This window comes from Synechococcus sp. Nb3U1, assembly GCF_021533835.1.
Classification (GTDB): Bacteria; Cyanobacteriota; Cyanobacteriia; order Thermostichales; family Thermostichaceae; genus Thermostichus.
Map to the genome: position 1 here is coordinate 319,042 of NZ_JAKFYQ010000002.1, position 17,199 is coordinate 336,240.

The 17,199-nt window shown below is 55.6% G+C and carries 17 protein-coding genes and 1 tRNA gene; 9 read left to right on the forward strand and 9 right to left on the reverse strand.

Going from position 1 to position 17,199, the window contains the following annotated elements; translation table 11 throughout:
- Positions 1-55: 55 nt before the first annotated feature.
- From L1047_RS11945 to L1047_RS11955, 3 genes are all read left to right on the forward strand, one after another.
- Positions 56-898: a tetratricopeptide repeat protein gene (locus L1047_RS11945; RefSeq protein ID WP_235279199.1), complete on the forward strand. Its 843-nt coding sequence runs from the start codon at positions 56-58 to the stop codon at positions 896-898.
- A complete protein-coding gene (locus tag L1047_RS11950; RefSeq protein WP_235279200.1) occupies positions 895-1,338 on the forward strand; it encodes a hypothetical protein in 444 nt (147 codons plus the stop codon). Before L1047_RS11945 ends, L1047_RS11950 begins: the two co-directional genes overlap by 4 nt.
- 116 nt (positions 1,339-1,454) lie before the next feature.
- A complete protein-coding gene (locus tag L1047_RS11955; RefSeq protein WP_235279201.1) occupies positions 1,455-2,150 on the forward strand; it encodes an SDR family oxidoreductase in 696 nt (231 codons plus the stop codon).
- An 80-nt stretch (positions 2,151-2,230) separates the two neighbouring features.
- On the opposite strand, the gene L1047_RS11960 is transcribed toward L1047_RS11955, so the two are convergent.
- Positions 2,231-3,142 (reverse strand): LysR substrate-binding domain-containing protein, encoded by a 912-nt coding sequence (locus L1047_RS11960; protein WP_235279202.1) that lies wholly within the window; start codon positions 3,140-3,142, stop codon positions 2,231-2,233.
- 111 nt (positions 3,143-3,253) lie between these two features.
- On the opposite strand from L1047_RS11960, the gene L1047_RS11965 reads away from it, so the two are divergent.
- Both L1047_RS11965 and L1047_RS11970 read left to right on the forward strand, forming a co-directional pair.
- On the forward strand, positions 3,254-4,006 hold the full coding sequence (locus tag L1047_RS11965) for a sulfite exporter TauE/SafE family protein (RefSeq protein ID WP_235279203.1): 753 nt from the start codon (positions 3,254-3,256) through the stop codon (positions 4,004-4,006).
- 130 nt (positions 4,007-4,136) lie between these two features.
- Complete coding sequence (locus tag L1047_RS11970; RefSeq protein WP_235279204.1) at positions 4,137-5,180, forward strand: fatty acid desaturase; 1,044 nt, start codon at positions 4,137-4,139, stop codon at positions 5,178-5,180.
- Between the two features lie 7 nt (positions 5,181-5,187).
- Here the strand turns inward: L1047_RS11970 and L1047_RS11975 are convergent, their stop codons facing one another.
- Positions 5,188-6,381: a metallophosphoesterase family protein gene (locus tag L1047_RS11975; RefSeq protein ID WP_235279205.1), complete on the reverse strand. Its 1,194-nt coding sequence runs from the start codon at positions 6,379-6,381 to the stop codon at positions 5,188-5,190.
- A 302-nt stretch (positions 6,382-6,683) separates the two neighbouring features.
- On the opposite strand from L1047_RS11975, the gene L1047_RS11980 reads away from it, so the two are divergent.
- Positions 6,684-7,112: a Fur family transcriptional regulator gene (locus L1047_RS11980; protein ID WP_235279206.1), complete on the forward strand. Its 429-nt coding sequence runs from the start codon at positions 6,684-6,686 to the stop codon at positions 7,110-7,112.
- Here the strand turns inward: L1047_RS11980 and L1047_RS11985 are convergent, their stop codons facing one another.
- From L1047_RS11985 to L1047_RS11995, 3 genes are all read right to left on the reverse strand, one after another.
- Positions 7,113-9,227, reverse strand: a complete 2,115-nt coding sequence (locus L1047_RS11985; RefSeq protein ID WP_328286069.1) for a thioredoxin domain-containing protein — start codon at positions 9,225-9,227, stop codon at positions 7,113-7,115.
- Positions 9,228-9,340: 113 nt separating this feature from the next.
- Positions 9,341-9,844, reverse strand: a complete 504-nt coding sequence (locus L1047_RS11990; RefSeq protein WP_235279207.1) for a GNAT family N-acetyltransferase — start codon at positions 9,842-9,844, stop codon at positions 9,341-9,343.
- 49 nt (positions 9,845-9,893) lie between these two features.
- Positions 9,894-10,361: an SRPBCC family protein gene (locus tag L1047_RS11995; protein WP_235279208.1), complete on the reverse strand. Its 468-nt coding sequence runs from the start codon at positions 10,359-10,361 to the stop codon at positions 9,894-9,896.
- Positions 10,362-10,646: 285 nt separating this feature from the next.
- Between L1047_RS11995 and L1047_RS12000 the strand changes: the two genes are divergently transcribed.
- Positions 10,647-11,423, forward strand: a complete 777-nt coding sequence (locus L1047_RS12000) for a DUF502 domain-containing protein (RefSeq protein WP_235279209.1) — start codon at positions 10,647-10,649, stop codon at positions 11,421-11,423.
- An 80-nt stretch (positions 11,424-11,503) separates the two neighbouring features.
- On the opposite strand, the gene L1047_RS12005 is transcribed toward L1047_RS12000, so the two are convergent.
- Positions 11,504-11,917, reverse strand: coding sequence for a TIGR03792 family protein (locus tag L1047_RS12005; protein ID WP_328286070.1), 414 nt, complete (start codon positions 11,915-11,917; stop codon positions 11,504-11,506).
- Positions 11,827-12,453 (reverse strand): uracil-DNA glycosylase, encoded by a 627-nt coding sequence (locus L1047_RS12010; RefSeq protein ID WP_328286080.1) that lies wholly within the window; start codon positions 12,451-12,453, stop codon positions 11,827-11,829. Before L1047_RS12010 ends, L1047_RS12005 begins: the two co-directional genes overlap by 91 nt.
- Positions 12,454-12,768: 315 nt before the next feature.
- Between L1047_RS12010 and L1047_RS12015 the strand changes: the two genes are divergently transcribed.
- Both L1047_RS12015 and L1047_RS12020 read left to right on the forward strand, forming a co-directional pair.
- Positions 12,769-14,229, forward strand: coding sequence for a TldD/PmbA family protein (locus tag L1047_RS12015; protein ID WP_235279212.1), 1,461 nt, complete (start codon positions 12,769-12,771; stop codon positions 14,227-14,229).
- Positions 14,230-14,487: 258 nt separating this feature from the next.
- On the forward strand, positions 14,488-15,891 hold the full coding sequence (locus tag L1047_RS12020) for a bifunctional folylpolyglutamate synthase/dihydrofolate synthase (protein WP_235279213.1): 1,404 nt from the start codon (positions 14,488-14,490) through the stop codon (positions 15,889-15,891).
- A gap of 100 nt (positions 15,892-15,991) precedes the next feature.
- Here L1047_RS12020 and L1047_RS12025 read toward each other — a convergent pair.
- Together L1047_RS12025 and L1047_RS12030 are read right to left on the reverse strand one after the other, a co-directional pair.
- Positions 15,992-16,065, reverse strand: a tRNA-Pro gene (locus L1047_RS12025).
- A gap of 130 nt (positions 16,066-16,195) precedes the next feature.
- Positions 16,196-17,101: a hypothetical protein gene (locus L1047_RS12030; RefSeq protein WP_235279214.1), complete on the reverse strand. Its 906-nt coding sequence runs from the start codon at positions 17,099-17,101 to the stop codon at positions 16,196-16,198.
- Positions 17,102-17,199: the final 98 nt, after the last annotated feature.

Below are 17,199 nucleotides of genomic sequence, written 5' to 3' on the forward strand. Positions count from 1 at the left end.
ACTGGCCGCCACAACTCAGATGATAGAGTACAGAAAAGTCTGCGCGAGCCCTTTCATGCCTCAGTCCAAACCCGAAGAATCACCGATCCGCAAAATATTTAAAACCCTGGTGTTGGTGATTGGCCCGCTGATCTTGCTCAGTTTCTCCTTTGGCCCGCTGTTGCAGGCCTTTGGGCCCTCCAGTTCGGCAGATACCAGCTTGATCACCGAGCAACTGCAAACGGAGGCCGATGGCTATCGAGCCGTGCTGGAACGGGAGCCGGATAACCGTATTGCCTTGGAGGGCTTGATCAACACCCAACTGCAACTGAACGAGCCACAGGGGGCGATCGAGCCGCTGCTTAAGTTGGTGGAGCTAGAGCCTGAAGATCGAGGCCTGCGGGGCTTTTTGGCGCAAATCCAGCAGGAAACCGGCGACTTTGAAGGGGCGCTAGAGCAGCTTCAGATCCTCTACGAAGAGGATCCCCGCAACAGCCAGGTTCTGGAGGAGCTCGCCAATACTCAGATGATTTTGGGCCGCAACTCAGAGGCTATCGCCCTGTTGGAAAATCACCTCAAGGAGGTGCCGGAAGACAATGATGCCCGTCTACGATTGGCCTTTGTCTATGCCCGTGACAACCAGACTGACCAGGCGATCGCCCTTTATGACGAGATGATCGCGGTGGATCCCAGCGATTTTACGCCTGTGTTAGGCAAAGCCATGGCCCTCAGTTCTGCGGCAGATGAAGACCTACGGGCACAAGCGCCAGAGCTATTTGATCAGGCCGCCCGCTTGGCCCCACCCCAAATTCGGGAGCAGATCGAGCAGCAGGCCGCGCTCTATGCCCAGTCGAACCAACCTCAACCTGTCGAGAGTTCTGTGGATAGTGAAGACCCTGAGCTTACTCCCGCCCCATGAATGACCTTTCCAGACCTTCCTGCTTAGGGATAGGGATCCCGCAACAGCTCTACCTATCGCTGGGTTTGTTGATGCTCCTGTTGCCCGGTTGTCGAGACTCGGCAGAATACACGCCGATTGACCCGCAAGTCTTTCAGGAGCAGTACGACCTCTCTGACGCATCCGAACCGGCCCAGATAGGGATCCAGTTGTTGCAGCGCTACCGACAAGAACCCGAAGGTCGCCAAGGGGAGTCTCTGCACATTCGCTATTTACCTGACCAGAATGCTGAGATGCTGATAACCCTTGAGGGTTTGGCTGATGACTCGGTGCAGGGGAAGCGCTATCGCCTAGAAATGGCCTGGACGGAAGCAGGTTGGCAGGTGGAAACCGTGGGATCCCAGCAGCGCTGTTGGCCGGGTCGGGGGCAACAAAACTGGTCGCCTCAACCCTGTGTTTGAGGGGGTGCAAAGCCCCCTGTTGGGGATGTATTCGTTACAGAGACTGCAAAAATAGGGATCCTCTCTGCCTTAGAATCCACGAGCACTCACGTTAATGTTGCAAAGCAATGGCATCCATGAAAACAGTACTGGTCACTGGGGCAAGCCGCGGGCTGGGGTTGGAATACGTCAAGCAACTGCTGGCCAAGAGCTATCGGGTTTTTGCGGCTTCCCGCCAGGCGGTGGAGGCTCTGAGCAAGCTGGCCTTTGACTTCCCTGACCAAGTGGAGTGGGTGCCGTTGGATGTCACGGATGAAGCTTCCATTCAAGCTGCTGTGGCGGTCGTAGGAGCCAAAACCCCCCAGTTGGATATCTTGATCAACTGTGCCGGGCTAGGGGAATGGCTCACCTTCGGCCAAACCCAGAAAGAGTCTTTCATGAGCATCCTGGAAACCAATACCGTTGCGCCGGTTATGGTCACCCAGGCGTTTTACCCCTTGCTCAAGGCAGCAGGCACCAGTATTGTCGCCAACATGAGTTCCTTACTCGGCTCAATTGCCCACAAGCCCATTTTGGTCAAGGGAGGCTACGCCTATTCCGCCAGCAAAGCCGCGCTGAACATGCTCACCAAGTACATGTCGATTGAGCTGGCCCCGGATGGGATCATTTTGGCCGCCCTCAGCCCCGGCTGGGTGAAAACGGATATGGGTGGGCCGGATGCCCCGCTCACTGCGTCAGAATCGATCTCGGGGTTGATTCAGGTGATTGAAAAACTCACCCCCGAGTTGACGGGGCGCTATTGGCACTACGATGGCTCCGAATTGCCTTGGTAGGGATCCCTGCCTGAAGAGGTGATCAGGAGCCTGAACGACAGTACGCCTCATCCAGTCGTTTCTACACTTTTTATATCCGCTTATAGGGGAAAAGATGGATCAACCAGTTGTTCAAAGGCCTGGGCGGCACGTGAGAGGTAGCGCTGTCGATGTTTGAGCAGCAAAAAGGGACGTTGCAAAGCATCAGATCCAGTGGCTAGGGACACCTCCTGCAAATCTCCCAGGCGGGCTTCATTGCGGATCATCATTTCCGAGATCGCGCCAGCAGCGGATCCCTGGCTCACCAGAGCTTTCACCATTTCCCCACTTTGCAGTCGCAAGATTACCGATAGAGACTCCGGTGGGATCCCCCATTGCGTTAGAGCGGCTTCAAAGTGCTGTTGAGTGCCGGATCCCGGTTCCCGTATGATCCAGTCGGTTGTCGTCAGCTGGGCAATCGAAACCTCCCGCCGATGGAACCAAGGATGTCCTGGCCCGACGATGATGCAAAGGCGATCCCACCCAATGATTCGCTGCTCCAGTTGGGTTTGATCTTCTGATCGCACCACCCCTTCCACCAAACCCAAATCAAAATCTCCCCGTAGAACTCCTTCGCAAATGGCTTCGGTATTGGCCAGGGTGCAATGAACTCGAATGCCCGGATAGCGCTGCTTGTAGGTACTAATGCGGTAGGGCAGCCAGTAGTTGCCAATGGTGAGGCTAGACCCCAGGTGCAGATCTCCCACTTGTAAATGATTGAGCTCCCGCAACCCCTGTTCAAGTTGTTGTACTTGGTCAAGGATTTGTTGGGCGTGGTTCTGGAGCCAACGTCCTGCTTCAGTTAATTCCACCCGACGACCCAGGCGGTGAAACAACGGGATCCCGTGGCTGCGTTCCAGGGCTTGGATGGCGGCACTGACGGCAGGCTGCGTGATGTAGAGAGCAGCGGCGGCCCGGGTGAAATGCAGATGTTCGGCTACGGCCAAAAAGATACGTAATTGTTCCAAAGTCATCGGTGTCGCCCAGCTTCATCACCTCAATTTATCGTTTTTAGAAAAAAAACTATTTGCTCTTATGAATTAACCCCTTTACCGTCAAAGCAGAGCTGTGCGATTGGTGGCGTTGTGACCTGGTGGTTAACCTTTTTAGTGGGCTGTGGGATCGGCTTCTGCGCCGGCTTGTTTGGGTTGGGGGGTAGCTCTTTAGGCACACCCCTGTTGCGTCTGCTGGGAATGCCTGCCCTTTTGGCCTTGGCGAGTCCTTTGCCTCTAACGCTGCCTAGCGCGTTGGGAGGGGTGGTCACGTTTCAAAAGCAAGGCTTGATCCACTGGCAGGTAGTGGGTCGGACAGTGGCTTGGGGGATCCCGGCGGTGGCCTTGGGAGCCTGGACGACGAAGTTCGTGCCGGGGGTGGTGCTGATGCTGCTGACGGCAGTATTTATCTTGGGGATTGGGGTGTATGGCTTAAGCGGTTTACGGGGTTTGCTACCCACCGCAGGAGAGAAGCAGCTGCACCTAGAGCGGATCCCGGTGGGTTCCCTGTTGTTGAATTTTTTGAATGGTGTGCTCGCCAATGGCGGCGGCCTGGTGTTGGTGCCCTTTTACCAGCTAGCCGTAGGGCTGGATTTGCGCGGCGCTTTGGCCAGTTCTTTGGCTTCGGTGGCGATGTTGGCCATTCCAGAAATTGGGGTGCATAGCAGCCTTGGGCATATCGATTGGGGCACCACCTTCTGGCTGGGGCTGGGGGTGTTCCCCTTCACAGTGTTAGGGGGCAAATTGGCGCTGCGCCTGTCTACACCCCTGTTGACACGCCTGTACGGCGGGTTTTTGGTGCTGCTGGCCCTCTACTTCGGCATCCGGGAGATCTTGAGACTTTAAGGTTCGGCAGACCCCTTGACCCGCAGGCTTTCCAAGAAGCACAGCATTTCTCCTGATCGATTGGATCCCATCCCGTGGTATGACTGTAAAGCTTCTTTAAGTTCCGTTCTGGATACACGGATCCGAATTCATGACCTTATCTTTGCCCCCGCTTTTTCTGGCGCAGCACGATACTCAACCCCCCCCGGACAACCTCAGCACCATTCTCAAGACATTACCCCGCCAGTGCTTTGAAAAAAATCGTCGTCAAGCCTGGATCTCAGTCCTAGTCAGTGTGTTCTCAGTGGCTTTGGGCTATGCTGCCATCACCTTTTTGCCCAGCTTCCTACTGCCCTTCTCGTGGATCTGGACGGGTACGGCGTTAACCGGGCTGTTTGTGCTGGCCCACGACTGCGGACATCGCTCTTTTGCCAAACGCCGCTGGGTCAATGATTGGGTGGGGCATCTGCTTATGTTGCCCCTGATTTATCCCTTTCATCCCTGGCGCATTTTGCACAACCGCCATCATCGCTTTACCAATCAATTAAAGCAAGACAATGCCTGGGAACCCTGGACGGAGGATGCTTTCTTGGCCAGTGTGCCGGCGATACGGGCGCTGTATCGGGGATTGCGAGGCTACTTCTGGTGGACGGGATCCATCATTCATTGGCTAACCCTGCACTTTGACTTACGCCAGTTTTCCCAGCCAGAACGCCCCAAGGCCCGATTGTCCATCGTTGTGTGTTTGGGGTTTGCCTTGGTCTTTTTCCCGCTGCTCTTCTATTGGACAGGATGGTGGGGTGTGATCAAGTTTTGGTTGCTGCCCTGGCTGGTTTATCACTTTTGGATGAGCACTTTCACCCTGGTTCACCACACCGATGCCGGGATCCCGTTCCAACCCGCCGAGCGCTGGAATGCCGCTACAGCACAACTGACGGGCACCGTTCATTGTGATTATCCCGGCTGGGTGGAGTTTCTCTGCCACGACATCAATGTACACATTCCCCACCATATTTCAGTGGCTATTCCCTCCTACCATTTGCGATTGGCACAACAGAGTCTGGAAGAAAATTGGGGATCCCATCTGCAAAAACGGCGCTTTTCCTGGGCTTTGATGCGAGATATCGTGCAACAGTGTCACCTCTACCATCCCCAAAAGGCTTATCAGTCTTTTACGGATTTAGAACCGTTGTGAGCTCCTGCTAGTCCCGACATAGGGATCCGATGCGCCCCTGACAGGTGGCGATTTCCTCGGGGCTAAGGGCATCCCAATTCACATCTCGACGCAGCACCAAGCCGTTATGTCCGGTGATGAAACGGGGCAGTTCCGCCTGCTGGATCACGCTTAGATCCCGCATGTGATAGGTGGTGTAGTAGGTGATGTCCGGGGTGGCAAAATCCACATCTACTAGGGTGATGGTCTTGCGGGGGGGTAGGGGGCTATCCAGGAGGGGGCGGGGGCCAGAGCCAAGAATGCCGCAATGGAGCAGTTGCAGTTGCCCCTTGTGGCCGGGGTAGTAGCCGTGGTGGTGGCCGCTGATGTAGGTGTGAACGCGATACTTCTCCAGCAGGGCTCGCTTGGCATCGGCCTCAAGCAGCACTTCTCCGGGATCGTTGCGTCCGACGGTGATGGCGTAGAGGGGCAGGTGCCCAATGACGATGCGCAGTTTGGCCGCTTGAGCCCGTTCGCTGGCCAATGCCGCCTCAGCCCATTCCATCTGTTCGGGAGGGATGAAGTTACAAGTGGCATCCCACGTTAGGTAAAACACATCCTCTTTTTCAAAGGTGTAGTAGAAGGGAAAATCGCCGCGATCCACAAAGGTTAGGCCCGGATCATGGGCCGGGTCGTTCCAAAATTCGCGGGCTAGATCCCGTTCTTGCTGAAAGAGAAACCCTCCCCGTGTGGAACGGGCACAAGAGGCATCGTGATTGCCCAGGGTAAAGCCATAGGGAAGTTTTGCCTCTCGAATTGGGCCTGCCACATGTCGGTCAAAGGCCGCCCACATGGCCCGGATGCGCTCTTCCGAAAGGCGGGGATCCTGTCCCGCCACCATATCCCCTCCCCCCAAGACAATATCCGGCTGAAAATGGGGGATGAGGCCAATGCCTCGCTCCACTTCTGGGTCATATTCCACCGAGCCGTAGGCTGCATTCATATCGCTGATCACCAACAGGCGCAGATCCCGTCGGGGAGGAATAAACAGACCATTGGGGGCAGCAGGGTGGGCAACTACGATGGCGGTGGGGACGGGGGTGGGTGGGGGCGGAGCCGGGGATCCCGTCACTTGGGCCAACGGTACAGGCGAAGACTGCTGCCGACTGGCCAGATAGATCCCTGCCAATCCACTGCTGCTGGCTAACCCCAACATACCCAGCATCAATTTGCGCCGTTGCATTGGCCTGATTGCCCCAACTCTCCAGGGGTATTGTAGAAAATGAATCTCGACCTGGCGAATCGAACAGCGGTGGTAGGCAAGTTTGGACTGGGTAAAGAACTTCGTCCCGCCACAGGAGGTGCGGGAAAAAGCTGTGTTGATAGGTGTCAGAATCGTTTCTCTCTGAGAAACTCAACGCCTAAGAGAATCCGGAGCCAGCAGGTTTCGACATATTAAGGTATGTTTATCTCTGAGTTTCAATGCTAGCTTAGAACTAATAGGTAATTTCCTATCTCAGACTTAGTATGATTTGAGGTTAACCCATGCCTCGCCCACTGGATTCTCTAGAAGCTGCTCTGGATCGTTGTCGCGAATGTAATTTGCGTCTGAGCCGACAGCGTCGGTACATTCTGGAGCTGTTGTGGCAATGTGGTGAGCACCTCTCTGCCCGTGAAATTTATGATCGCCTCAATCAGCAGGGCAAACCGATCGGCCACACTTCTGTTTATCAAAACCTGGAAGCTCTGGCTAGCCATAACGTTGTCGAGTGTTTAGATCGAGCGGAAGGACGCCGCTACGGCAACCGTACCCATCCCCACAGCCATGTCAATTGCCTAGATAGCGACCGCATTTTGGATGTGGATGTCCATTTGCCCCCCGAGTTATTGGCCCAGGTGGAGCAACAAACCGGCACCCAAATCCAGAGCTACCGCATTGAGTTTTTCGGGGTAGAGGGATCCCTGAACACCTGATCAAGCTCGGTTTTGGCCTTTGCTGAGCTGCGATTGTACCTGCTCCGGGGAATGGGCGGGAGCCAGGCACTTGGTGCCCCAACATACCAACCCCACAGCCCCATCGGGCAGAGGATCGGCTTCCGTGGGTAGAGTAAAGGCAGTAGTGGGCCAAGACTGCCGCTGAAACGTGGGAATATGCTCCGCTGCCAGAGTTACTTTGATCCAATTGACATACCAATCCAACCCCGTAAACAGGCTGGGACAAGAGCGGGGTTGGGTGCTCATCATGTGGCCAAAGGTTTTCAAGCTTGCTTCAGCGCGCTCCAGATAATCGGGATCCCCCGTCACAGCACTGAGGCGGGCCAGATTGGCGATGGCGATCCCATTGGCGGCAGGGGTAGCGTTGTCCTGAAATTCTTTTTCTCGCACCAAGAGTTCGGGGGCACTCTGGGGATCGCTGACAAAATAGCCCCCCGCCACGGTATCCCACAGTTGGCTGTCCATTTCCCGTTGCAGATTGATGGCAGCTTCTAACCAGTACTCCGCAGAGGGATCCCCCACCAGCGGCAGGCAGGCTTGATGAAGATCCAGCAGCGCCTTGATCAGCAGCGCATAATCTTCCGACTTGGCCGGAACCTCGGCTGTGCCGTCGTAGTTCACCCGTAGCAGGGATCCCGTTTCCGGGTGCCGTTGCTGCTTGAGGATAAATTGAGCCGCTCGCAGTGCCAATTGCAAATACTCCTCCCGGCCAAACACCTGAGAGGCCCGTGCCAAGCCCGAAATCATCAGGCCATTCCAAGACACGATCATCTTCGTATCGGTCACTGGCGGGATCCGCCCCGGCCAGGGGTGTAGGCGAGCCGATTGGGCATCCACAGCCGGCGGAAAAGGAGACCAGTGGCCCTCCTCTTGTGGGCCGTAACGAGCTTGAAACAGCCGGGTTCGCAAAGCCGTTTCCACCGCCTCCGGCAGTTCTCCTCCTTCCTTGCGCTGCAAAACGATATAGCCCGGTCGATCCCGGAAGTTCCCCCCTGGCGACAGATCAAAAGCCTGTTGCAGAGCCCGGAAGCCCTCATCCCCCAGCAGATCCTGCAACTCCTGCCACCGCCAAACGTAAAATTCCCCTTCTTCCGGCTCCTGATCTTCAGGTTTGACAAAGCTATCCGCATCCTGGGCGGCGTAGAAATAACCGGCGGGGGCTGTCATCTCCCGTGCCAACCAATCGATTGTCAGCTGCACCGCCCGTTGAATGGCCGCATCTTGGATCCCTTGCGCCCACAAATCCGAGAGAAATTCCACGATCTGCCCATTGTCGTAGAGCATCTTTTCGAAGTGGGGCACAGTCCAGTTGGCATCGACAGTATAGCGGTGAAATCCACCTGCCACGTGATCAAAAATTCCTCCTAAGACCAGGGCCATCCCCCGTTCTCTGGTCCGCTCCAGAGCAGTTGTTGAACCCGGGATCCCCTCGGACGGATCAAATCGTGCCGAGCGCAACACCAGCTGAGCATAGGGCATCATCGGGAACTGTTGCACAGCCCCAGCATTCGACACCAAAGGCTGAATTTTTTGGATCCCGGAGCGCAGCAAATCTGTAGGAACAGTCTCTTCAGGTACCAACTCGCTGATGGTGGTGAGAGCCGCCAAAATTTGGCCCTTCATGTCTTCAATCTTGTCTTTTTCCTGCCGGTAAAACTGCTGGATTCGTTGTAGCAAGGCCAGGAACCCCGGACGGCCAAAGCGCGGCTCCACCGGGAAATAGGTACCTGCATAAAAGGGCACCAAGTCGGTTGGAGTGAGAAACACATTCAGGGGCCACCCCCCTTGCCCAGTCATCAATTGCAACGTTTGCATGTAGATGCTGTCGAGGTCAGGGCGTTCCTCCCGATCCACTTTGATGGGCAAAAAATGGGCATTCAAATAGGCGGCAATGTCGGGGTTGGAGAAAGCCTCCCCCTCCATGACGGTGCACCAATGGCAACTGGAATACCCAATCGACAGAAAGATCGGCTTATCTTCAGCGCGAGCTGTTTCCAAAGCCTCCGGGATCCAAGGCCACCAATCCACCGGGTTCTCGGCGTGCTTGCGCAAATAGAGGCTGGGGCTCGTGGCGAGGCGATTGGTCATAGACATACCGATCCTTGCTTTCAAGCTAGCGCGTCCTCCGCTTGAGGCCGAACCAACTGTTGTTCAAGATACACTTTTTGCCGTCAACCCATGTTCTAGCCCGCAGAGATCCCTGGGGTTCAGGCCTGCTGTTCTTCGGTGGCTGGAGTTAGAAACTCTAGGGAGCGTCCGTGCAGAACCAGCGTGGTGCTGGTATTTTCCACAAAGCCAATCCGTTCGTAAAAGCCCTGTTGGTGGGTAGTGAACAGGTAAACCCGTTCCACCGATTGCAGGTGTGGGTGGCTGATCAAAGTTTCCACCAACTTACGCCCAATCCCTTGGCGACGGTAATCGTGATCGACGACGATATCCCAGATCACGGCCCGGTAAACCCCGTCGGAAGTGGCTCGCCCAAAGCCGATCAAGCGTTCTCCATCCCAAACGCTCACCACCGGATGGCTGTGGGCAATAGCTTGCTCCATCTGTTGCCGCTGCCGATTTTGCGCCCAAAAGGCATTACGGTTAAACAGCGGGATCAACTGCTCCAAATCCAGTTCGGCCCGATCCAGAGAAAAGCGAATATTACGGTTATCCACCGGCTGATGGGGGATAGCCGCCATAGGCTCAAGCGAGGGATCCAACATGAGACAAGCCTCGGGGGTCAGAGAAAAGTAGGGTTAGGGAAAAAGGGGATCAACTGGCCGAGGCATTCTCGGCGGTAGGCTCCGAATGCTCTAGGGCATAGGCTTTGAAGCGTTCCAGATCCGCCTGAATTGTGCTCTCCACCACTTTGCCCACAAACAACCCATCCAAGATTTTGCCAATAATCCCCGGAATCATGTAAGAGACCGACAGCTTGACGATGGTGCTGCCCTTGCGATCATAAAACCGCAGGGCGCCGCGATTGGGTAAGCCTTCCACCGAGTTCCAGCCGATGTGCTGGTGTTTCACCACCGTATGGGTACAGGAGATCCAACTGAAGGTGAGGCCGCGCGTGTCCAGCGTCCAACGGGACAGCTCCTCATCCAACAGTTCCACAGAACGGATCCACTTCATCCAACGAGGCATGAGGGAGAGATCGGCCCACAAATCCCAAACCCGCTCGATTGAAACAGGTACCTCCACCTGACAGGTATGCTCTAACCAATCGGATTCAGACATAGGGCCTCGCGCAGCATCCAGCAGAAATCTATCTGTTTGGCAGACAGAGCCTCCAGGCGGGATCCCTGTCTTTACAAAATTTTATATCGACCTAAGATAACATTATTGGCCTTGGGGAAGTTTTGGAACCTGTACTTTTCAGCAGCTCCACTTTTCCACAGGCAAGTTGCGGCTTATACGCATGAGGGCAGAGGCAGAAGCCGGATATCATGGTTGCCATCTGCAAGCCTCACTTGCACCGCTTCGCTGTATCTTCCCTACTTGACTCACCGGAACAACCTCACCATGGTTTCACACTGGAAGCAGCATCTCAAAAACTATTTTGTGGCAGGGTTGCTGGTGGTGATCCCGTTGGCGACCACAATTTGGCTGACGGTGGAGGTAGCCACCTGGAGTATTGGCTTTCTCACCAGCATTCCCAAGCAATTTAACCCGATCCAGGGACTGCACCCGATTTTGATCAACTTGATCGATCTGGGGGTGGGCTTGTTTACCCCGATCCTGTTCATCCTGTTGATCGGGTTTATGGCCCGCAACATCGTCGGCCAGTGGCTGCTGAGTCTTAGCGAACAACTGCTGCACGCCATCCCGGTCGCGGGCCTGGTGTATAAAACTCTGAAGCAGCTCCTGAGTGTTCTATTTGCCCCCAACAATCAGCGCTTCCGACGAGTGGTGCTAGTGGAATATCCCCGCCCCGGCATTTGGGTTTTGGCTTTTGTTACCGGTGTGGTACAGACTCCCATTCGTCCCGATGGACCGCAGCGCTGCCTTAGTCTTTTTGTGCCCACCACACCTAACCCCACCACGGGCTGGTATGCCATCGTGCCGGAGGAACAAACGGTCGAGGTGTTCATGCCGGTGGAGGATGCCTTCAAGATGCTCATTTCCGGCGGTATTGTCACACCTGAAAGCTTTGAAGCTGGCTTACAGCGACGAGATGGGGCCCTGGCCGTCACACTCCCCAATTTGCGGGAGTTGGTGGAACAGGAGCGGGCGGTGGGCCCCCACATGGCTGACTCAACGGCTTCAGAGGTAGCTTTTGAGGCGGATCGGCCTGTCTAGTTTGAGCATCTTTGCGGATTTTGAGTGGGGGAACGTATCCTGACACTGCTCTGGGATGAGTGCCTCCCCAAGACACACTCTCATGCCCACAGCTGATACTCCTTAGCCTGCTCTAGGCGGAGATAGAACGGCTGCATGGATCGATCCAAGGCCTCAACCTTTTCGGGGGGGAAGGCCTTCCAATCGGCACGGCTTGCCCAGTGGATGATGATGTGGATTAGCTCGGGATCCTCCCCGTCTAACCAAGTTTCCTTACGCAAAAAACCGGGGTGATTGCGGAGAGGGGATCCCCAAATCTGCTCATCCTGCCTGAGAAATTCCCCTTGGCCACCAGGGGGGACGCGAAAGCAGAGGTGTTCGATGGTAATTGGGCCGGGCTGGGGGCAAGCATGGAGGGGATCCCTTAAAACTCTAGTTCCTCTTCTGAGCCAGTTGCGCCGGTCAGTTCCACATATTTTTGTTTGACAGCTTGAATATCCTGCCACATCAACCACTTGGGGCTACCAGGGGTACGAGCTTGATTGCGCAACAGATAGGCCGGGTGAAAAATCGGCATACACCAACGCCCCTGCCACCGCACCCATTCCCCCCGAATCTTGGTAATGCCGCGTTTATCCCCCAAAATCGAACGGACGGAGGTTGCCCCGGTCAGCAAAATAATGGCAGGATCCACCAGCCGAATTTGTTCTAGCAGGTAGGGCCGACAGGCCTCCATTTCCTCGGCAGTGGGCACACGGTTGTTGGGGGGGCGACACTTCACCGCATTGCAGATGTAGGTGTCGCGCTCGGGATCCAACCCGACAGAAGCGAGGATTTTATCCAGCAATTGTCCCGATTTGCCCACAAAGGGTAGCCCTTGCAGGTCTTCGTTTTCCCCTGGTCCTTCCCCAATGATCAGGATCTTGGCTTGTGGGTTACCCCGCTGCACCACCACATGGGTGCGACCCGCAGCCAACTCACAGCGCTGACAGACCAAACAATGTTGTTTAAGTTGCTCCAGATGGGTGTAGGTACCGGGCGGGATCGGCACTTGGCCCGACAACGGGATCTGCTCCGGTTGGGGAACCGTGTTTTCGACAGGGATAAGCGGTTCGGGCTCATCCCCAAATAGGCTGGGTTGAATCTCCGAGGGTGTCTTTTTGGCAGCCATTGCAAGTTTTGGTTCCCTTGTGCAGCGATCTTCGGTTGCCCCCCTACGCTTGTCAAGTCGCAAGGCCAATCCCTTGCTCGGGGGTGAACCTTTACATCTTGTTAAACTGGTGAACACAAGGGATCCCGTTTTTCCCGTGCTGGCCACTAACCAGCCTGCCTCGTATCCTTGCCCTCTTCCTCCCTTAGGCTTGCCATGCTGTTATTGTCTAGAGAACTGCCTTCCCTGAATTACCGCCCTACCGCGCAGCGCTTCGATCAGGACTGGCGGGATCCCCTTTCGACGCTGTTGGGTTGGGGGCGAGCCGCCGGAGCAGATTTGGTGGAGATTTTTCTGGAGCGGGGCAACTACATCAGTTGTTTGGCTGAAGATGATGCCATCACTAGCATTACCCCGCGGTTGTCGACCGGAGCAGGGGTACGGGTGTTTCGGGGCCAAGCGGATTGCTACGTCAGCACCAATGATCTTTCTTTTGCGGGGTTAAAAGCCGCCCTAGAGAAAGGTCTACTGCTGATGGGCCTCACTCCCCCTGGTCCGACAGCGTTGGTCTCTGCGGTCAACTTGCAGATGTTGCAGGACTACGCCGAACACCGCCAGAAAGAAACCTGGCTCAGCGACTGTAGCTCCATCGCGGAAATGGGAGAGATTTTACTTGGGGCCAACGACCACCTCCGCCGACAGGCCCAACACGTGCAGTCTCGCCGCTCCACCTACTTCCGCGATTGGCAAGAGATGATGGTGGCCTGCAGCGATGGCACCTTTGTGCGGGATGTGCGCCTCACCCAATCAGTGGGATCAACTTTGCTCTGTGCGGATGGATCCCATCGCGCTTCGATTAGCAAGCGCTCCGGTAGCACCGGGGATCCCGCCTTTTTGCGCCTTTGGAATGCCCAGGCCGAAAGTGAAGAGCTAGCAGAAGCAGCTGGGCAGATGCTCTATGCCGACTATGTGGAATCGGGTACCTACCCGATTGTGATGGCCAGCGCTTTTGGTGGGGTGATCTTCCACGAAGCCTGTGGCCATCTGCTGGAAACCACCCAGATCGAACGCAAAACCACTCCCTTTGCCGATAAAAAAGGTCAGAAGATTGCCCACAAAAACCTAACCGCCTGGGATGAGGGCATGTCCGGAAGTGCCTTTGGCAGCTTGGATGTGGACGACGAAGGCATGCCGGTGCAACGAACGCTGTTGATCGAGAAGGGCATTTTGAAAAATTTCCTCTCGGATCGGGCCGGGTCAATGCGCACCGGCCATCCGCGCACCGGCAGTGGTCGCCGCCAGAACTACACCTTCGCTCCAGCCAGTCGCATGCGCAATACCTACATCGCCCCTGGAGATGCGGAGCTAGAGGATCTGTTTGCCTCCATCGACAAAGGCATTTACTGCAAGCGTATGGGTGGCGGCAGTGTGGGGCCGACTGGACAATTTAACTTCGGGGTAGAAGAGGCATACCTCATCGAAAACGGCAAAGTCACCAAGCCCCTCAAGGGAGCCACCCTGATTGGTGAAGCCAAAGACATCATGACCAAAATTTCCATGTGTTCCAAAGACCTCAGTTTGGCAGCCGGGTTTTGTGGCTCTGTCAGTGGCAACATCTACGTCACCGTCGGGCAGCCCCACATCAAGGTAGATTCGATCACTGTCGGTGGACGTTAACCTTGGACATGGCCTACGACAATGTCTGCCAGTATCTGGCCGAACCCTTCCCAGAGCAATTTGTGCAGGTTCTCAGCATTTTGTCTCACGTTCGATATGGGACACACACGGGCAAGAAAGATCCCTCAGTGCGGGTACATCAATGTCCAGAGTGCGGACATGAGACAAATCGAAATGCAGCAGTTCCAGTCGTGTTGCACAGAGGGATCCATTCAAGAGCTGGACAAGTCCTGGTGAACTCTTGGGGGGGCAAACGACATGAGTCATCCCTGTGAAACAAAAAATCCTAGCCCTGAAGAGCAGGGAGGATCTCAACTGCCGCTGATCCGCATTCTCGCACCGACCCAGAGTGGGATCCCTGCAAGTGCTGAGGCTGGCAGGCCGGATTGGGATTGGCCGAGTTTTCTAGAGTCACTCGGCCACTTTGGAGTGGATCTCAGCCTGGAGCGGATGCAGGTTTTGTTGCAACGCTTGGGACAACCCCAGGCCGGGATCCCAGCCATCCATGTGGCCGGAACCAATGGCAAGGGATCCGTCTGTGCCTGGGTTAGCCATGTCCTCTGGGCAGCGGGCTATCGGGTGGGGCGCTACATCTCCCCCCATTTAGTGGACTGGCGGGAGCGCATTTGGCTGAGCGGGGAGTATATCTCGGCCAGCAATTGGAGCCAGGTGTTGGCCCAGGTGCGAGACACATTACAGACCTATCTCCCCGACGAGCCTTCCCCAACTCAGTTTGAGGTGGTCACAGCAGCGGCCTGGTTGTACTTTCGCCAGCAAGCAGTAGAGGTTGTGGTGCTGGAGGTAGGGCTGGGGGGACGGCTGGATGCCACCAACGCCGGGATCGACCCGGTGATGACGGCGATTACCTCCATCGGCTGGGATCATTGGCAACGCTTGGGCAACAGCCTGCCCCAAATTGCCTCTGAAAAGGCGGGCATTCTCAAGCCAGGGATCCCGTTGGTGTGTGCGCCGCAAACCCCAGAGGTGATGGCCGTGATCCAAGCTAGGGCTGAGCAGCTGCAGATCCCTGTTCATGTGGTGGAGCCTTTATGCTGGTCGGGATCCCAGACGGTGAGCTGGCAAGGGCTCTCTCTCTACCTGCCCTTGACAGGAGATGTGCAACTGACCAATGGGTCGGTGGCGTTGGGCATTTTGCAGAACTTGCGCCAGCAGGGCTGGTCGATCCCCGATGCCGCGATAGAAAAAGGCTTTGCCCTCACCCGTTGGCCGGGGCGGTTACAGGCTGTCCAGATCGGATCCCAGAGGTTGCTGATGGATGGGGCTCACAACCTGCCTGCTGCCCAAGCTCTGCGCCGCTTCTTGGATGAGCACTACCCTGGCCCCCTCACCTGGTATATCGGCATTTTGAGCACCAAGGATATCTCCGGCATTTTAAGTACCTTGCTCCGAGCGGGGGATCGCCTGTTTACCCTGCCGATTGCCTCCCACTCTGGGATGGATCCCGAGCAACTGGCCCAACTGGCCCAAGACCTACAACCCCACCTCAGCCAGGTGCAAGCCCTACCCAATCTGGCGGCCTTCTGGTCACAACTTTCACAAGCCCAGAGCTCAGACAACCAACTTCCGGCGGTGCTGTGTGGATCCCTGTACCTCTTGGGACAGGTGATGCAGGAATGCTTGGGATGGGAGCTAGCCCAGTAGCGCTCGACGAAACTGGCAACCGTAAAGGAATTAAAGAACTTGGGCAGGCGCTGACGTACCCCTAACTGAGTTCGAGAACATCTTGTGATCGGGCTTGTGATCGGGATGACAGGATTTGAACCTGCGGCCCTCTGCTCCCAAAGCAGATGCGCTACCAAGCTGCGCTACATCCCGGCTTGACTCTTGCGATTGCGATTATGACAGATTCCCGCCGTTGATGCACACCTAGGCCGAGGGATCCCACTTGGGCAGGGGGGAGTGAGGGAGAATCTTTCACCTAGAGGGATCCCCGCCGATGAGCTGGTTAACGCACCTGTAGAGGCAGCTGATCCTGAACCCCGTTGAGGTTGAACCCAAGGGATCCCGATCCCACAGCATTGGGAATGGTGAAGGTAATTTCGCCTGTTTGCGTACTGTTGCCTTGCACCACCTCATTCAAGACATTGCTTGGAGTCAGGGTATTGCCGCCCCAACTCAGTCGAAAGGAATCATTCCAAAAATTAACCGGAAAAGATTTGCCATTGTTGATGCGCACGGTGAGTTTCAACAAAGCTTGATTGGGAGAAATTTGCTCCACCTGACTTTGCAAAACCTCATAGCCCACCCGATCCCCCGCCGCATCCACCAGCGTGATCTGACCTCCTTGGGGCAAGGTGGCACGAAGTCCAGAAGGGGGAGAGACAACAACCGTTGGGGCAGGTGTTGCTTGCAAAACAGAAGAGGAACCCAGATTGATGGACAATTGGTCTTCTGTATCGTTGGCGATAAACACCAGGAATCCAGTGACGGGGCGATTGGGAAGCCTGAATTCAACCGTTCCCACCTGTGTACTGTTGCCCTCTACCACTTCATTCAGGAAATTACTGGGGGCCAAGGTATCAGTTCCCAAACGCAGCCGAAAGGAATCATTCCAAAAATTAACCGGAAAAGATTTGCCATTGTTGATGCGCACGGTGAGTTTCAACAAAGCTTGATTGGGAGAAATTTGCTCCACCTGACTTTGCAAAACCTCATAGCCCACCCGATCCCCCGCCGCATCCACCAAAGTCATTTGAGTTCCTTGGGGCCAAGTAATACTAGTGCCCGTGGACTGAGAAACCTGTTGTACAGGATCCCCAGTAAACTGAGCGAATCCCGGTTGGGCGGCAATAGTCAAAAACAGACCACCCATGAGGGCAGAAGCAAAGCCTTCAAGCAGAGAGAATGTCATCAGTTTGCTCAGGATTGATTGAGGGAAAGTTTCCGATTGGGGTCAGGCTTTCTAAAAAACAAGATGAACCTCTAGAAAGCCATAGGTTCATCCTAAGC